At 64.8% G+C, this 15,650-nt stretch carries 19 protein-coding genes; 8 read left to right on the forward strand and 11 right to left on the reverse strand.

Translation table 11 applies throughout. The annotated features are described in order from the left end of the window. The first annotated feature begins 500 nt into the window (after positions 1-500). On the forward strand, positions 501-1,019 hold the full coding sequence (locus AAH991_RS29730; protein ID WP_182908078.1) for a DUF2199 domain-containing protein: 519 nt from the start codon (positions 501-503) through the stop codon (positions 1,017-1,019). A 250-nt stretch (positions 1,020-1,269) separates the two neighbouring features. Here the strand turns inward: AAH991_RS29730 and AAH991_RS29735 are convergent, their stop codons facing one another. The 7 genes from AAH991_RS29735 to AAH991_RS29765 all read right to left on the reverse strand — a co-directional run bounded on the left by AAH991_RS29735 (position 1,270) and on the right by AAH991_RS29765 (position 6,209). Beyond that, entirely contained in the window at positions 1,270-1,821 is a 552-nt protein-coding gene (locus AAH991_RS29735) for an HAD domain-containing protein (protein WP_346229231.1), read from the reverse strand. 18 nt (positions 1,822-1,839) lie between these two features. Beyond that, positions 1,840-2,490: a class I SAM-dependent methyltransferase gene (locus tag AAH991_RS29740; protein ID WP_182908076.1), complete on the reverse strand. Its 651-nt coding sequence runs from the start codon at positions 2,488-2,490 to the stop codon at positions 1,840-1,842. Continuing rightward, positions 2,487-3,404, reverse strand: a complete 918-nt coding sequence (locus tag AAH991_RS29745; protein WP_220504420.1) for a phosphotransferase family protein — start codon at positions 3,402-3,404, stop codon at positions 2,487-2,489. Before AAH991_RS29745 ends, AAH991_RS29740 begins: the two co-directional genes overlap by 4 nt. 69 nt (positions 3,405-3,473) lie before the next feature. Then, positions 3,474-4,220, reverse strand: coding sequence for a hypothetical protein (locus tag AAH991_RS29750; protein WP_346229232.1), 747 nt, complete (start codon positions 4,218-4,220; stop codon positions 3,474-3,476). Between the two features lie 44 nt (positions 4,221-4,264). Beyond that, positions 4,265-4,447 (reverse strand): hypothetical protein, encoded by a 183-nt coding sequence (locus AAH991_RS29755; RefSeq protein WP_346229233.1) that lies wholly within the window; start codon positions 4,445-4,447, stop codon positions 4,265-4,267. A 159-nt stretch (positions 4,448-4,606) separates the two neighbouring features. Continuing rightward, a complete protein-coding gene (locus tag AAH991_RS29760) occupies positions 4,607-4,900 on the reverse strand; it encodes a hypothetical protein (protein WP_346229234.1) in 294 nt (97 codons plus the stop codon). A gap of 58 nt (positions 4,901-4,958) precedes the next feature. Beyond that, positions 4,959-6,209, reverse strand: a complete 1,251-nt coding sequence (locus AAH991_RS29765) for a helix-turn-helix domain-containing protein (protein ID WP_346229235.1) — start codon at positions 6,207-6,209, stop codon at positions 4,959-4,961. 111 nt (positions 6,210-6,320) lie between these two features. Between AAH991_RS29765 and AAH991_RS29770 the strand changes: the two genes are divergently transcribed. After that, positions 6,321-6,881 (forward strand): flavoprotein, encoded by a 561-nt coding sequence (locus tag AAH991_RS29770; protein ID WP_346229236.1) that lies wholly within the window; start codon positions 6,321-6,323, stop codon positions 6,879-6,881. A gap of 248 nt (positions 6,882-7,129) precedes the next feature. Here AAH991_RS29770 and AAH991_RS29775 read toward each other — a convergent pair whose 3' ends face one another. Next, a complete protein-coding gene (locus tag AAH991_RS29775) occupies positions 7,130-8,236 on the reverse strand; it encodes a hypothetical protein (RefSeq protein ID WP_346229237.1) in 1,107 nt (368 codons plus the stop codon). Positions 8,237-8,400: 164 nt separating this feature from the next. Here AAH991_RS29775 and AAH991_RS29780 point away from each other — a divergent pair, with 164 nt between their 5' ends. Then, positions 8,401-8,604: a hypothetical protein gene (locus AAH991_RS29780; RefSeq protein ID WP_346229238.1), complete on the forward strand. Its 204-nt coding sequence runs from the start codon at positions 8,401-8,403 to the stop codon at positions 8,602-8,604. A 385-nt stretch (positions 8,605-8,989) separates the two neighbouring features. Here the strand turns inward: AAH991_RS29780 and AAH991_RS29785 are convergent, their stop codons facing one another. Both AAH991_RS29785 and AAH991_RS29790 read right to left on the reverse strand, forming a co-directional pair. Next, the gene (locus AAH991_RS29785; protein WP_346229239.1) at positions 8,990-9,637 is read right to left on the reverse strand and encodes a hypothetical protein; all 648 of its coding nucleotides are present in this window, start codon (positions 9,635-9,637) and stop codon (positions 8,990-8,992) included. 1,364 nt (positions 9,638-11,001) lie between these two features. Further along, positions 11,002-11,454, reverse strand: coding sequence for a helix-turn-helix transcriptional regulator (locus tag AAH991_RS29790; protein WP_346229240.1), 453 nt, complete (start codon positions 11,452-11,454; stop codon positions 11,002-11,004). A 154-nt stretch (positions 11,455-11,608) separates the two neighbouring features. On the opposite strand from AAH991_RS29790, the gene AAH991_RS29795 reads away from it, so the two are divergent. From AAH991_RS29795 to AAH991_RS29815, 5 genes are read left to right on the forward strand one after another with little or no spacing between them, the layout of a single operon-like run. Next, a complete protein-coding gene (locus AAH991_RS29795; protein ID WP_346229241.1) occupies positions 11,609-11,869 on the forward strand; it encodes a hypothetical protein in 261 nt (86 codons plus the stop codon). Then, the gene (locus tag AAH991_RS29800; protein WP_346229242.1) at positions 11,866-12,714 is read left to right on the forward strand and encodes a DUF2637 domain-containing protein; all 849 of its coding nucleotides are present in this window, start codon (positions 11,866-11,868) and stop codon (positions 12,712-12,714) included. Before AAH991_RS29795 ends, AAH991_RS29800 begins: the two co-directional genes overlap by 4 nt. A 12-nt stretch (positions 12,715-12,726) precedes the next feature. Further along, positions 12,727-13,788, forward strand: coding sequence for a toprim domain-containing protein (locus tag AAH991_RS29805; RefSeq protein WP_346229243.1), 1,062 nt, complete (start codon positions 12,727-12,729; stop codon positions 13,786-13,788). Then, positions 13,757-14,392, forward strand: coding sequence for a hypothetical protein (locus AAH991_RS29810; RefSeq protein ID WP_346229244.1), 636 nt, complete (start codon positions 13,757-13,759; stop codon positions 14,390-14,392). The genes AAH991_RS29805 and AAH991_RS29810 overlap by 32 nt, the downstream gene beginning before the upstream one ends. 27 nt (positions 14,393-14,419) lie before the next feature. Then, positions 14,420-14,635, forward strand: coding sequence for a superinfection immunity protein (locus tag AAH991_RS29815; RefSeq protein ID WP_191910053.1), 216 nt, complete (start codon positions 14,420-14,422; stop codon positions 14,633-14,635). A 6-nt stretch (positions 14,636-14,641) separates the two neighbouring features. Here AAH991_RS29815 and AAH991_RS29820 read toward each other — a convergent pair whose 3' ends face one another. After that, positions 14,642-15,454: a hypothetical protein gene (locus AAH991_RS29820; RefSeq protein ID WP_346229245.1), complete on the reverse strand. Its 813-nt coding sequence runs from the start codon at positions 15,452-15,454 to the stop codon at positions 14,642-14,644. Positions 15,455-15,650 lie beyond the last annotated feature (196 nt).

Raw genomic sequence — 15,650 nt, forward strand, 5'->3', positions numbered from 1 at the left:
GATGGTGTCCCGCTCGGAAATACGGTTTCGCGCTCTGTTGCTACGCGATCAGAGCGGCGGCTGTGACCATCGCAAGGTTGAAGGGTGCCAATACTCCGTCTGCGGTTGTGAACTGCGGATATGTCCGGGGCTTCTTGGTCGAAGCAGTGGCCGGTGTCGGGTCACGGTGGACACGCCAGGCACGAGTACTTCCACGGCCTGCATGACCGGTGCCTCCACCGACAACCGATATCGGCCGGCCCGCTGGTGAAGTCCTCGGACGGCCCAGTTCGGTCCAAGTACACCCATCCCATGACCGTCACAACATAAGCTCCCCTGAAGATCGATACCCCTTGGATTTTTCCCACTACAGTCCGTCTCCGGCAGTACGGGAACGGCATGCCCTGGCCTATAACTCTCGTGTGCCGGCTAACCGGGGCCGCGCTCGCCAGAACCCGAAACCACCTCGCGAATGGCATAGAGGAGACTTCCGATCCCGCGGTTTCGCTACGCTGACGCCCGTGTCGATTGATTCCGGTTTCCTCTGCTCCTGCTGCGGCCGGCACCACGACGAGCTCCCGCTGAGCTACCACATGCCCGCGCCCGCCTACTGGAGCCCTGAGATGACCGGCGTGCCCGACAGCGTGCTCTCCTCCGACCAGTGTGTGATCGAAGGAGAGCACTTCTTCGTCCACGGCCTCATCGAGATCCCCGTCATTGACACGGACGAGACTTTCACCTGGGGCGTATGGGTCTCACTGAGCCGGAACAACTTCGCCCGGATGAGCCGGATGTGGGAGACCCCGGGCCGGGAGTCCGAGCCTCCCTATTTCGGCTGGCTCTCCTCCGAGCTGCCGGTCTACGAACCGACGACGCTCAACCTCAAGGCCAACCTCCACACTCGTCCGGTCGGGCTGCGCCCGGCCGTCGAGTTGGAGCCCACCGGCCATCCCCTCGCCGTCGAGCAGCGGACCGGCATTACTTCCGCCCGCGTCCGGGAACTGGCCGAGTTGCTCCTCCACCCCGGTCATCAGAAGTAGGGTCACCCACCGCGGCCCGGATGGGCCAACGGGGGCACGGCGCCGCGGCCGATGCTGTCGCCGTGCGCAAGACCCGGGACCAAGCCACGGACTTGCTTGGCCCAGGGTGGCGCACCTTTCACTCATCGGTAGAACGGTGACGGCGCGGAGGCGGGATACGAGCTGCGTGTATTCCAGTACCGCGAGCCCGGCTGCTGGACGCACTTCGCCCTGGTCACGCGACGCTCGTATCAATCGCGCAGGCCTCGAGCTATGAAGGGCCGGAGGGCATGCTGACGAGTTCGGTCATCCACGATCGGATCGTCTCCAGATGCGCCGGCAGCAGCCCGACCCTGGGAGCCGGCTGGACGAGCAAGGTGGGGATACCCACTGCCGTCCGGGCTGCGGCCCAGGCGTGGTCGGCAGGGGTGAAGTCGTCGTCGATCCAGACGGCCTGAGCGGTGCCGAGCCAGATTGAGACGTCGTCCCGTTTCCAGAGGTAGCCGTTGGGGTGGCTCGTCGTGATGTCCTGACGCGCCAGCTCGACATGCGGGAACGGCTCCAGGCCCAGCTTGGCGCCGATCAAGGGGCTGGCGTCGCCACGCCAGCTGGTGCACCAGACCGGTGTCAGAGCCAACTCGCTGACCAGCTCAGCCAGCATGGGGCCGTGCGTGGGATTCAGCCATATGGGGACGGGTGAGCCCGCGTCATAGCCGGTGGGGACGACGCTGTGCCTCACGTGAGTAGCCGGTCCGTTCTCCTCGCTGTCGGGGAACGGGATCAGCACGCCATCCACGTCGATGAGCAGATAAACCTCGGGCACGACAGCCTCCTCGAACCGTCATGATTTACGGGCAACAACGAGCAAGGTGTTCGGGCCTGCCGGCGACTCACCCAGGTGCTGGAGGTCCTTGACCCGGAGACCGGCTGCCGACATCAGCGCGACCCATCCGAGCGCACTCGGCTCCCAGCGGCGGATCGGCATTCTGCCGCCGGACGGCAACAACAACGTGCTGTCCCGGTCACTGCGTCTGGGATGCGGAACGGCGAAGGCCAACGCTCCGCCAGGCCGCAGCGCCCGCGCGATCAACGGCACGAGCACATTCGGCGAGGTGAGTCCCACGGCGCCGAAGACGGAGTAGCAGACGTCGTACGGATGGCACGGCGTCGCCAGGAACTCAACCGCGTCGTCGGCGACGAAAGAGATCCCCGGCAGGTGCCCATAGCGCGTGCGCGCCCGTTCGATTTGTCTCTCCGAGATGTCGACGCCGACCCCGGTGGAGCGATGGACTCCGACGAGGTGAGCGAGGTGATGGCCCGCGCCACACCCCAACTCGAGGACGCGCGCACAGGCGAGGTGTCCCAGGATCTCGGCGCCTGGCCCGCCGCGAGGCTCCGGCGTCCAGTACATGCGAGACGGAGCCGCCGCCGGCAGTGCCGGCTCGACGGCCTGACGTTGCCGGGCGTGCTCCTGCCATGCCTGGCGGTTCATGACGCGAGCAGTCGTACGGCTTCGCGGAGGTGACGCCGTACCGCCTTGATGTAGACCGGATCGCTGGTCGGGTCGTTGATCCAGTGCACGGTCTGGTCCATGAACCACTCCACGATCCAGACCCGGTGCCAGCCGAGGGCCCATGCTTCGGCGGACAGTCCACCCCGTGGCGCCAAGGCCTCCTGCGATCCGCCAGCGGCGACATAGGCTTCGATCAGCCGACGGACCCGTTGCACGTTGGGGGGCTGTTGAGTTCCGGGCCAGGATGCCAGGTCGAGCAGGCCGGGGCCGTTGAAGGCGCGGGCGAAATCGAGCAGCCGCCATCCCGCCCGCCCGACATGCAACGAGCTGGGATGGAACTCCGAGTGGCACAGCCCGAACGGCACCAGCTCCGCCCCCTGAGCACGAGCGGGAGCAACCTTGTCCAGGGCGGAGAGCATCTCGGCGATGTCGAGAGTGGATTTCCAGCGCCGGACCTGCCGCAGATAGTCCAGGTGTGCGAGCGCGCGCAAAGGCAGGGCCCCCAGTTCGTCGGCGTCGAGGGTCGTCGGCAGGATCTCCGAGGGGCGAACCTGGTGGAGGACGACCGCCGCCTTGACCCCGTCGTCGTCCGCTGCCTCCCGGACCGGTTCGCCAAGGTCCTGCATCAGCATGCCGAGGATGCCGCCGCTGACGGCGGAGGCGTACAGGTCGGGGACGGGCACGCCATGGACAGCGGCCAGCTTGAGGGCCCGGTCCTCTTCGGTGAACGGCTCGGCGGCGAATTTGAAGATGGCCGTGGAGCCGTCGGGAAAGTGCAGGCGTTCCACCGCCGACAGCGACCAGGCACGCATCGGCTCACGTTTCGGCTCACCCGGGAACCTCGCCTTGGCGCACAGCTCGGCGCACAGCCGGGTGACGGTCAGCTCGTCCACGAGGGTTTCTCCTTCGGCATCTGGGGCGTACGGCCCACGCTCACCGAAGCGCGGGCCGTACAGGAAGGGTCAGCTGGCGGTGCGGCAGGCGTAGACCGTGGCGAGCCACTCCTCGCGGAAGCTCGTCAGCTCGGTGCGGAAGGTCTGCATCGAGGCGCCGTACGGCACGCAGGCGCCGCCGGACTGGTTGGGCACGGACTGGCAGCCGTGGACCAGCCGCCCGCCGAGCGCGGCGTGCGCCTTGATCGACTCGATGCGGCGGTACTCGTTGAACCAGGTGCCGTGGTAGACCTCGTCGAGCATGCCGCCCTCCTCCTCGTCCAGCTCATAGACGACGGAGGTCGCGGCGGGGAAGAACCAGCACGGGCCGACGTTGGAGATGTGGCCGTCCAGCTCGACCTTGTTGAGCGCCATGAAGGTGGCGGCCTCGCGGAGCATCCGCAGGTGGTCGGCGGTGATCTGGGGCAGGCCGAGGGTGGGCAGGTGCTCCTCGCGAAACAGGTAGCTGTAGACCTCCCAGGCCGTGGCCAGCACCCGGCCGGCGTCGGAGGTGGAGTAGCCGTGCTCCTGCACGAACTCCAGGGCGAGCTGTTCGACGGCGGTCTCCGCGGACTCTTCGATGCCGAGAAGCTGGCCAGCGACGAGGTTCCAGTCGCACAGGAGCCAGGTGGAGTTCTCGAACCGGAAGAAGTACTTCTCGGGGTCGACCGTGATGGTGGCTCCGTCCACGGTGATCCCGGGGATGCGGTTCCAGCGCGGGTCGAAGGCGACCGGCAGGTCGACGGCGAACGCGTCGAGCTGGGCGCTCAGGGTCATTGAGGCACTCTCCTTCTGACGTGGGATTGCTGGTGGAGGGGGAGCTATCGGGCCTGCCCAGTGAGCAGGCGTTGCCAGAGCTCCATGGCTCTGGCCGTCAGGAACCACTCCGTCTCGCGTACGGACAGACCGGTCGGCTTGCGGACAGTGCGGCGGATGAACACCAGGCCGCCGGAAACGCACAGCTCGTAGACCACCGGCTGGCAGTCACAGGTGTGCCGTCGCACCCGCAGGTGCGTGCACCGCGCCGTCGGTTTCCTCCACACGAGCCTTTCGCAGCCTGTCTGCGGTGGCGCGACGTGGACACCATGGAACGGCGCGGGAAGCTGCATGTCCTTGGGAGCGCCGCGAGTCGCACCGTGCGAGACCATACGGGTGTGCTCCGGCTAACGGTCGACCTCGGCCAGCACACGCTCGATGCGGTCGGCGGCCTCGGTGACGTTCGTGACGAGGGCGATCCGTTCGGGCCAGGGGAACCAGAAGCTCCACTCCCCCTCCGCATCCGGCGCGATCATGATGTGTTCCGTGAGGACGGGAGCCTCAGGGTTCATCACGAAGAGGTGGAGCGAGGACCTCTCACCGCTACGGAGCCGCGCGGCGAAGCCCCGAACTTCGAGCGCGGTGGCGAGCGACTGGAGCGCGTCGCGGACCACCGCCGGATCGGCAAGCTGCGTACTCATGACGCGACCGTACGGCCGGCTCACGTGGGCAGACCCAACCAGCAATTGGGGGTGGCATTCAGGCGATGACGCGGGCTCTTGTCGCGAGGTCCAGCAACAGAGCCGGAGGACGGCGCCTCGCCTCGATCATCTCGCTGATGGTCTGACGTGCGAGCGGGTTGAAGACGACGGTCTCCGTCGACTGTGTCTCCGACATCCGAAGGCAGGTGAGGGCTGCGTCGAAATCCCGCTGCCGCATATGCCCTCGCGCCAGGTCGAGGAGGTGCTGGGCCCGCCGATTCGTCGAAGGGATGGCGGAGACGGTGATGGCCTTGGCCCGGTCGATCGCCGCGCCGGAGCGCCCTGTCTCCACCTCTATCGCGACGCCGTAGATGGCGACGTTGGCCTGGCCGAACATTGTCAGAGGGTTGTGGTGAGCAGGGCCGAGAGCGGAGGCGGCCCTGTGAGCGAGGTCCCAGTGCCGCCAGGCGTCGGCGCCGCGGTGGTTCTTCGCGCAGGCGATGGCGGCGAACAGGTGCAAGGAACCCCACGCCGACAGCACGGCTTGCGAGGAGCTCGACCTCGGTTCCAGGTAAGTCGCCGCGGTCGACGCCACTTCGAAGGCCTCGTCAGTCTGTCCGCGCCCGAGTGCGGCCATCGTGGAAGTCCAGGCGGAGATCGCGATCAGTTGCGGATCGTCGGTCTCCTCGGCGGCGACCATCGCGCGGTCGGCTGCGCGGGCCGCCAGTTCGGCCTCCCCGACGCAGTAGAGGAAACGCTGCGCAAGCTGGAAGGTCTCGGCGAGAAGCGCCCAGGTGCTGCGCCGCATGCTGGGCGCGGCCGCTCTGTGCAGGTTCAGTGCGTCTTGTAGCAGGCCGGGCGCCACCGCGCCCAGAGCGGTGTACGGCCGAGCCGACCCGTGCCAGGCCGACCAGGCGACGGCCAGCCGGCGCCGCAGCTTCTCGCTCTCGGCGGGCAGGTCGTCCACGGGCTGCGGCGGATAGATCGGCGTGGACAGCACCTGACGAATGGCGGGAACGGCCTCGTGCCGGATCCTGCCGCCCTCGGTGACGGTGCACGTCATGCCCTGGAGCCGGTCTTCGACGATGAGGCTGAGATCTCGTACGCCGAGCACGTTCGCCAGGGCGACGAGGGTGGAGAGCTTGTCCAGGCGCTGCTCACCGCGCTCGACCTGGCGGAGCCATTCTTCGGTCCGTCCGCACAGCTCAGCGCACGCACGCAGACCAAGCCCTCGGCGCAACCGAAGCGCTCGGACGCGCCTGCCGATGCGCCGGTCCAGCTCTCCACTTTCCACGTGCTCAGTCGCCATGGCACGACCTCACGTTGGGGACGTAGTGTTCGCCTCGACCACGGTAACCGTGCCCGTGGGTCAGCGGATAGTAACCGATGGTGATCGCAGAGGAATGGGGAACGGCGGGATATGGCAGAAGGCAAGCCGGTTCTGTATGTGATCGCGTGCGGAGGTCGGCCGGCGGGCGACCTCCCCGCCTTCGTCGAGCGCCTTCAGGCGGACGGCTGGACGGTCTGCGTCATCGCGACGCCGTCAGCAACGAAGTTCGTCGACGCCGAGCGGCTCAGCAAGCTAACCGGCTATCCCGTACGGCACGACTACAAGCGGCCTGAGGAACCGGACGTGCTGCCGAAGGCCGACGCCATGGCGATCATTCCGGCGACATTCAACACGACCAACAAGTGGGCCCAGGGGATCAGCGACACCCTGGCCCTGGGCCTGCTGAACGAAGCCATCGGCCTCGGCCTGCCGATCGTCGCCGTCCCCTGGCCCAACCACGCGCTCGCGAGGCACCCCGCCTTCCCCAGCAGCGTGGCCCGGCTCGAGGAATGGGGCGTACGGATAATCCTCGATTGGGAGCGTCTCCCCGCACCCAACTCAGGTGCACCAGGAGCGGTCTCCTTCCCTTGGGACGATCTACACGAAGCGCTGCAAGCCGTACGAGGGGACATCGACTTTTCATCCAGCTGAAGTGAGTTCTGCCACGCCGATATCGGAGACCGATCTGCTGTTCCGCTCGACTACCTTACATACGGCCTTGCTCCATCATTAGATGGATCAGCCGTTCGGCGCCATGCTGGTAACCGGTGCTAAGCAAGACCAGGAAGAGGGGCTATAGGCTCTTACCGAAGGCCGGGGAAGACGCTCTAAGAGCCCTAGTTGACGCCTAAGGACGACACCTCCTTGCACTCTGAGGAAGTCAGGCTATTCGGTGAAGTTTAAGGAGTATCTGATCGATCGAGATGGGCAAGGTTATAATTCTCTGGATCAGCCCTCAAGAAGTAATCTATAACTTTATTGCGCTCAGCACTTACGGCGCCAGCAGGCAAATGATACCAATTGGACAGTCGATACCATTCCCGCTCGATCAGAATGCAGAATTCTCTGGCCGCCCCGATGGCCTGGTGTGGCTCACATTTCTTCTTTGGGCGACGCACATTACAGTCGCATTTCTGGACCCAGTTCTTGAGCCGCTGCCGAAAGCGCCGATCTAGCTTAGCTTGACGCAGGTTGGCCCTAAACGGCTGAAACTCTTGCTCAGGGGCCTGAACCAAGGCGATACGAAGCGACGAGCAGTCCTGATCGCTGAACGGCAACAAGCGTTGCAGCATGTCCAGGTGCGTTACAATCTCAGTTTCAGTATCCGCATCGCTTGCAATCCAATTACCTCCAAGATCAGAAACAACGAATTCATCGACTCTTCGGAGCATGCGAGCGTACTGCCATATGGCAGTATCGAGTAAAATATCTGGACTGGCCGCTGGATTGCGCCATCGATAAATCAGATAGGCCTCTAGGTCATATCCAACACCAGATATAGGTGAGAAGATTCGGAAGCAATGCCCGAAGGTTTTAGCGACAAAGAGAGTTGCGGCGGTCTGGTCACCATCGCCATCCACCATTGCCTCATGCGCTTTCCTTCTGCGCATAATGGAAACTTGCTCTAAAAGTGCATCGGCAAGAGGCAAATAAAGTTCTCTTTCTCGCTCCTCAATCGGTCGGGATTCGTTGTATTCCCATCTATCGGCAAGCGCTCTGAGCCGACCCTCCTTCCTCTTACTCATTGGATCGCGATCCCAGTTGAGTCCGGCCTTAAGGATTTCCTGAGAGGCTGGCGAAAGATCATGGAGAGCATCCTCAAGCAGTCGTAGCGCTTGGGGGATGATGGCTCGCTCTTCAGCCCCTGCGAGGTCGAGCACGCGTTCCGCGAGCTGGAGGAGCAAGGGAGCCGTACGCGCGAGGCGGCCCTCATCCGCCAGGCCTTGACGCTCGCGCAGTTTCTTGAGCTGGTCTGACAGCCGCAAGCGATCTAGGGGTTCAACCATGGATTTTACTCCCGATCTTGAAAGTGGCCGAGGTTTCGTACCTGTCATCACCTGTGCCCGGCCCGCTTACCTGGTGGGGCGCTGCCGCACAGCGCAAGCTGCCAGGAGCCGCATGCCGCATCACTGGACGGCTCGGAGCTTTGAAGACTTAACAGAGGAGGTGTATGAGCGGCTTCTTCGTGAATGACCTGATGCTCATGCTGTGCATCTTCGCAGCCGGCCTGCTCATCGGCATGGTCGTGCAGGGAGTGCGCTGCAGCGCAGCTCTGGGATGGATGGATACCCGGCTGGCTCGCGAGCGCGGAAAGACCTGGCGATGCAAGCAAGAGCTGCGCGCCTGTTGTCAAGCCCAAAGTCTGAAGGAGTAGCCCATGGTCATGATGCGCGCTGGCGCAAGGGGGATCACTCTCGTCCTGGCTTCGGTGATCGGCTGGAGCCTCGTCCGACGGTCGTCCTTGCGTCATCGGTACACCTGTTCGCGCTGCCATACGGTAGTACGTTCGGACTGGGAAATTACGCGCTGCGTGGTCTGCCGGAAACCCTACGCATAAGATCCAGAATGAGTCCACCGCTCTGGGCCCGCATCTTGGCCATCCACAGAGCGGCAGCAATCAGTCCACCTCGAAGGGGCGGCCGGAAGGCCGCCCCTTCCTCATCCCCACCACCCCTCGCACTGAAAGGAAAGGCTCAATGAGCGGAACCGCAGCCCGGCAACCCAACACCCAGAGCAGACCGACCCGGTCGGGGCTAAGATCACATAAGCACAAGCCACCAGGGACCGTCGGTCGTGCATCGATTTGCGGGTATGCCCTTCCCTGTCATGTGATCAATCCTGGCCTTGATCAGGCTCGGCATGTTAGACACTACGTCGACAAGCATCTGGGCAGAAGCTGTGGACTCTGGATCGATCCAAACCTTTAAAAGTTTGAATGAATAGACGATCCACCAATGCTCCTCGTCTGCACCTCGCCGCAACTGGAAAGAGCCAATTGCCGTAGCCTCGTTGACCTCGCCTAGCACACCGACTAGATCACCAGTGAGGCGAAGGGATTCCAGCACACCTGCGCAGATATGGATGTACTCCCCTAAATAGAAGACTGCAATGCCCACGCCATCGGCGACCAGCGACGCCACGAAGGGCATGGGGTTGTCCCACTGGCCTGGATAGGCATGATCTAACGCGCCACGAAGAAACTCGTCGACAGGCCCATGCGTTCCAGTCCGCCCGTGCGAACTCTCTTGCCTCTGATTCAAGGAGTCTGGCAGGGGGCCAGCACGAAGCACACTCGGAACACGCCCTCCCGCTTCGATGGCTACATTGCGGCATTGCGTTAGCCATCGAATGCGCGCAAGGCTGTCCGCATCCAGGCCGTGCTGAAAGAGCACGTTCATGTCTGCCATGAACGCAATATAGCTAAGAGCGTCTCTGTTGCTGACGGGAAGGCTTTGGACCGAGGGAAGCTCCCATGGTTCTTCTCGAAGATTACGTCTCAGCCAGTTGTCGATATTTTCTTGGACCTCCGCGGGGCAGTTGACGCTGCCTAGCCAAGTCGCCCCGTGCCCATTCTGGCATACACATCCTGTCCCCTGACACCTCCCGCACGTTTCCATCTGCCCGTAAACGCCCCAGCACGTGGGACAGTCGATCACAGGTTCCTTGCACCAGTAGCACGGCTTCGAACTCAACACATGCCTCCTACTTGACGGGGTCGTGGCGGAGCACCTTATCCAACACCTATTTCCGCAACACAAAATATGCTGCGTTTTGCTCTCTTCCCTCTCCAGGAGCCCGTGGAGGGATGAGGTTCGAATTAGTCTTCGCCTTTCTTACCGCCACAGTTTGCACAGGTGGTTGTGCTGTGATTGACCTGACCGCAGCCGCAAATCCAGGTACGCATGATTCGGTCCTCTCTTTCTTTGGAGAAACGTGCTCCTACATAAGACGCTGATGTCCACACGAAGGACAAGATAAGGGAAGTTGCAGTCCGATAACAACTTGAATCAACGAGACATGCACTCCAAGGGAACAATTGACTCGATTCCGGACAATCAGTTCCAGACTCACCCGAAGTAGCCATGACCATGATCTTCACCTAGGCGGTGCGGAGATGGATATCGCTGCCGCGAGCATCGACCGTTGCGTGCGGAGCGGACTGTCATCGGTTTCGTCGGAGGCGGCGCACGGTTAGACCGCAACTCGTGCCTTGGGACTTGATCGAGGTCCTGACTGCCAACGGCGTCATGACCTAGCCGAGAAGGTCACGATCCGCATTCCGTCCCAGCGGCACGACACCGTCCCCGCCTGTTCTCCAAAGGCCATAACTGCGTGCACATCCGATCCGAGTCCTCGACCAACGCGTCGTCACGGCCTGAAGCTTCTGCTACAGCAAGCTGCTTCCTGCCAGCCACGCCTCATACCTAATCGTGTTAGTCGGGATGAGACGGTGAATCTTCGCGGAGAGGGGCGGGCATTTCGTCACGTCTCGTTACGCGCGCTTCCAGTGCCACCGTGCCGTCCAGGAGTAGGCGCTGGAGCCTCAGGTCCCTGCCAATGAGACGAGATGGTCGGCGTCGAGGCCGGCTACCTCGGACAGGGGCGGGTGATTAATACAAGGGATCAAGATTAATTGTCGTGAACTCGCTTTCACTTGGTCAACGCGAGCAGCACAAGTTTGACCCTCATGCCTTGGTCGCAACGATTCACCTGCGGCGCCCGATCGTTTCCCTGTTTGCCCTCCGTTGGCGTAAACAGAAGCTACAGGAGCTCAAATTTGGCGGCCGTCGTGTCCTTGGCCGCGTTCGAGACGGGCGGCGCTGATGATGAAGTCAGCCACGAGCTGACGGCCGCCGTCAGACATCTCGACCAGGGCTCGGAGCGCCTCGCGGTTGAGGCCGGACTCGCCGATTAACGAGGACGCCGCCACCTGGTCGGCCGTCGCCTCCGCGTCCTCCTCGTCGCCGAAGTAGCCGATCGGCACGCCGAAGAACTTCGCCAGCGCCTTCAACGTCTTGAGCTGGGGGTTGTCCGACCTGCCCGTCCGCAACTTCCAGATCGTCGTCGAGGACAGCTCCCCGCCCGTCGCCTCCGAGATCGCCGCCGCCGCCTCGAGGTTGTTCTTCGGCGGCCTGCTGCCCGCCGGCCAGCGGTTCTGGATCAACCACTCGATCTTGTCTGCGAGGGACCGCGTGGTGTTCGCCGCACTTCGGTCGTCAGCCACTGCTCACCACATCAAGTTGGAGCGACACACGCCCTGCTTCATCGCTTTTAGTTGACAGTCGGTGACGGAGAGTGCCTATCCTGCTCTCGTCATCAACTTTAGTTGATGGAGTCCGCCTCTCCACGCCCGAAGGTTACCGATGCGAGCCACACCTATGCGAGCACCTGACGAGAGCAAAGCTCGTCACGAACGACTCGTCCGCCTCGGCCTTGAGGTCAGCCGCCACCGACCGGCCCGGCTGATCCGCCGCCGCAACGGCCAGTGGGCCCTCACCGTCGGCACCGAGACTGTGTACTGCGCGGGCGCCGAAGGCGTCTACGCCTACGTCACCCATCACGGCCTGATCCTCTCCCCCGCGAACGACGAGGGCCTCGCCCAAGCCGCGACCCACCTTGCCACAGGTGGCGGCCAGTGACCCGCAACCTCACCCAGGCCGTCGCTCTGGCCGCCTGCGTCGTGGCTCCGCTCGTGGTAGCCCTGGCCGTACTGGGCGGGGTCGGCTCCTTCGCCACCCTGCGCCGCCTCGCCGAGCCATGGTTCGGCCCGCAGGCGTGGATCGTCCCGATCGGCATCGACCTCGGCATCCTCGCCCTGCTGGCCTGGGACCTCCTAATGGAGTTCGCCGACCTGCCCTGGCCGGTCCTGCACTGGATCGCCTGGACGTTCATCACCGCCACCGTCATCCTCAACATCGCCGCCGCACACGGCGACCCGATCGCCGGCCTCATGCACGCGGCCATGCCCGTCCTGTTCGTCACGGTGATCGAGGGAATCCGCCACCTCATCCGCCGCTGGGTCGGCCTGGCCACTGGCACCCGGCGTGAGCGGGTACCTTTCTCACGCTGGCTCCTCGCCCCGATCTCCAGCTTCATGCTCTGGCGGCGCATGGTGCTGTGGAACGTCACCAGCTACCCCCGCGGCCTCCAGCTCGAATACCTGCACCTCGAGGCCGTCTCCGCGCTCCACGAGGCGCACGGCCGCTGGCTGTGGCGATGGAAGGCGCCCCTGTCCGAACGGACCGCCGTACGACTCCAACTCGCTGGCGCGGCCTTTCCCACTCCGCAGATCCCACAGCAGCAGGACTCCGACGACCAGCTCATCCAGGCTGCTCAGGCCATCGTCGCCAGGGCCGAGCAGCGCGGCATACGGCTGAGCCAGATGGACCTGGCCGCCCAGCTCCGTGCTCAGGGCCACCGCATCGCCAACGAGCGCCTGCGCTGGCTGGCCACCGCCATCGGGCTCCGCCGCGAGCCGGTCTAAGGATGCGGCCTCATGCTCCTCGCCATCCACGAGCACGCCGAACGCTTCTTCCAGGCCCACCTCTCCACCAGTTGGGTCCCCGGCTACCTGCGCCAGCGCGGACTCGACGACCACGTTCACCGTCAGTGGCGCATCGGCTACGCCCCGAACGAATGGCGAGCGCTGACCAGACATCTGCGCGGTCTCGGCTTCCCCGACACCGCAATCGAGGCCTCCGGCCTGGCCCGGAGGACCACCCGCGGCATGCTCATCGACTTTTTCCGCGACCGGGCGATGTTCCCCATCACCGAGCGCGACGCGACAGCGATCGCCTTCATCGGTCGCAGCCGTACGAGCGAACCCAGGTACCTCAACAGCCCGAACACCCCTATCTACGCGAAGGGACGGGCACTGTTCGGCCTGCACACGCTCAGCGCCGGAGCCAAGCCGGTCATCACCGAAGGCCCCCTGGACGCGATCGCCATCACCGCCGCTGGCCGGGGCGAGCTGGCCGGACTCGCCCTGTGCGGCACCAGCCTCACCCCCAACCAGGTCAAAACCCTCGCTGCGGCCGCCGACCTGCGCGCCAGCGGTGTGCTGGTCGCCTTCGACGGCGACCGCGCCGGGCAGCAAGCCGCAGCGCGGTCCTACTCTCTGCTCAAAGACGCCGGTACGGCGGAAGCCCTCGTGCTCCCATCGGACTGGGATCCGGCTGCGGTGCTCAGCGACGCTGGCCCCAAAACTCTCACGGCACTGCTTCGCGTGCGGGTACGGCCCCTGGCCGACCTGGTGACCGACGCCGCCATCGAGCCCTGGCACGGCTCCCTGCAGTACGCCGAAGGGCGTGTCGGCGCACTTCGCGCCGCCGGTGCGGCTATCGCCACGATGGCACCCCGTGACGTCGCCCGGCAGGTCGCCCGTGTCGCCGCGCAGCTCAACTTCGACCACGCGACCGTCACCGAGACCACCACCGATTCGGTGACCGCCCGGCTGGCCCTCGCCGATTTCCCGACAGCACCCACATCCGGCAACACGACCACACGCTCGGGCGAAAGGAGAGCAAGTGAACGACCACTACGCGGACCCACTCCGTGAGGCAGCCGCCCACGGAATGCAGAAGGTGGTGCAGGTCGCCCCTACTGCCGCGGCGGCAGTTCAGGTGTGGCTGCACATGAAGGCTCAGCGCGTACGCGAACAGGCCGAGCGGGAGCGCCAGACGGCAGACGCCCTCCGAGCCAAGCAGCGTGCCGCCCACCGGGCGGCACGCCTGCAGTGGCTGCCCGCCAACGACCCGGCATGGTTGCGCACCGCTGACGTGCTGCAGGTGAGCCGCGCCTGGGGAGCCGCCCTGCCGTACGCGACGAGCGACCCGGGCGCCGAGCGCGCACTGCTGAGGTGCGAGAGCCGGCTGCGCGAGCTCCATCCGTACGCCATGAACCGCTATGACCGGCTTCGGGTCGAAGGACATGCTCCCGAAGCGGCCATGCGGGAGGTCGCCCCGCTGTTCGGCCGAGAGCCACGCCCGCGAACTGGATATCCAGCGCCCGTTCGGCCTCAGCTACCTCCGGCCGTAAGGCTCGCGCAGGAGGATTTCCCGCACACCATCGACAAGGTCGTCGAAGCCGGCGGCAGCGTCAAGGCGACGGCAGGAGCTACGGCGAAGCCAGCGCGGACAGCTACAGTCAATCGCCTTCCGTAATCGACCGATTACGGAAGGATAGGAGAGGTGGACGCCCTCGCGCACAGCTACCTGTTCTGGATCGGCCTGATCCTGCTGCTCGTTGTGCTGTACCTCCTGCCCACGCTGATCGGGCTCTTACGCGGCGTCGAGAATGTCCTCCTGCTGATCGCGTTCAACTTCTTCGGCGGACTCACCTGCATCGGCTGGCCGGCAGCACTCTTCCTGGCCTTCGCGCTGCCCACGCGCCATGACCGCCAATAGCGTCCGTCAATCACCGCCGACCAGATGCCGAACCGCGTCGGATTGGCTGCAGATCGCCAGGCGATGCGCGGTCCAGGCGGGGGCCGAGCGTCCTTCCAGGTTCAGGATGACGCCGCTTTCGTCGACCGTGGAGGTGATGCCATACGGCCAGTCGCCGAGGAAGACCCCCAGAATCAGATCTTCCGTACCGCCCTCGACGATTCGGTGCAGCCGCTCAGCTGCGGCACCCGGCGAGGCGATGACGAACAACCATGACTGGCCCTCCGGGACTCCCGCGTCCGTACGCTGCCCACTTCGCCTGACGATCTCCACCTCCAGCTCGGTCACCACCTCCTGCAAGGTGTCGAGCACTACGAGCCGCGGGTTCGCCGCGTGTAGCGCTTCCTCGCCGAACAGGCGCACCGCGTCTTCGCGCGGCACAAGTACGCGAGCCGCCATATGACGCCCGGCCAGCAACTCCAAGACCATCGCACGCGTCACGTTCTCCGCGCCCGGGCCGGTGAGTCCCGTCCCGTTCATGGCCGCCAGCGCGACGAGGTAGCCCAAACTCGTCGACTCCTGTTCGAGCATGGAGTCGAGCGTTGAGACGGGCGTTTCATCGTCGGCCCCTATTACGGTGACCGACTCTGCCGAGGCTTCCACCGGCGGGAACGGCAACGTGTCCCTCACTTCGCTGTGGCGAACCAGCCGATCGCCCTGCCTGGTCAGACGGGTACGCCGCCACCACATCACCGCAGCGCCGACGCACTGACGTCGTCGGTGGTAGGCGATGGCGAGCACAAGCAGCGCGGCGAGGCCGGCGGGAATCGTCAGGGGCATCGTCGACGCCGACGATTCCAGAGCGGCATTGGCTGTGTAGGGAGCCGGCTCGTGCTTTTCGGTGAGCGTCGGCCGTGGTGCCGGGCCCCTCTTTGGCCGTGTCGAAGGCTTGGCTGAAGGTGTCCGAGGGTTAATCGCCGTTGGCCGGTGGCCCAGCCCGCGTCTCGCCGCCACTTGCTCTATCGCCTGCGGCTTC

The sequence above is a fragment of the Microbispora sp. ZYX-F-249 genome, from assembly GCF_039649665.1.
Taxonomy (GTDB): domain Bacteria; phylum Actinomycetota; class Actinomycetes; order Streptosporangiales; family Streptosporangiaceae; genus Microbispora; species Microbispora maris.

Excerpts from the sequence above, each read along its gene's own strand:
- AAH991_RS29740 (WP_182908076.1), bottom strand. The coding sequence starts at position 2,490 with ATGAACCGCCAGGCATGGCAGGAGCACGCCCGGCAACGTCAGGCCGTC.
- AAH991_RS29750 (WP_346229232.1), bottom strand. The coding sequence starts at position 4,220 with ATGACCCTGAGCGCCCAGCTCGACGCGTTCGCCGTCGACCTGCCGGTC.
- AAH991_RS29760 (WP_346229234.1), bottom strand. The coding sequence starts at position 4,900 with ATGAGTACGCAGCTTGCCGATCCGGCGGTGGTCCGCGACGCGCTCCAG.
- AAH991_RS29765 (WP_346229235.1), bottom strand. The coding sequence starts at position 6,209 with ATGGCGACTGAGCACGTGGAAAGTGGAGAGCTGGACCGGCGCATCGGC.
- AAH991_RS29770 (WP_346229236.1), top strand. The coding sequence starts at position 6,321 with ATGGCAGAAGGCAAGCCGGTTCTGTATGTGATCGCGTGCGGAGGTCGG.
- AAH991_RS29775 (WP_346229237.1), bottom strand. The coding sequence starts at position 8,236 with ATGGTTGAACCCCTAGATCGCTTGCGGCTGTCAGACCAGCTCAAGAAA.
- AAH991_RS29780 (WP_346229238.1), top strand. The coding sequence starts at position 8,401 with ATGAGCGGCTTCTTCGTGAATGACCTGATGCTCATGCTGTGCATCTTC.
- AAH991_RS29785 (WP_346229239.1), bottom strand. The coding sequence starts at position 9,637 with ATGGCAGACATGAACGTGCTCTTTCAGCACGGCCTGGATGCGGACAGC.
- AAH991_RS29795 (WP_346229241.1), top strand. The coding sequence starts at position 11,609 with ATGCGAGCACCTGACGAGAGCAAAGCTCGTCACGAACGACTCGTCCGC.
- AAH991_RS29805 (WP_346229243.1), top strand. The coding sequence starts at position 12,727 with ATGCTCCTCGCCATCCACGAGCACGCCGAACGCTTCTTCCAGGCCCAC.
- AAH991_RS29820 (WP_346229245.1), bottom strand. The coding sequence starts at position 15,454 with ATGCCCCTGACGATTCCCGCCGGCCTCGCCGCGCTGCTTGTGCTCGCC.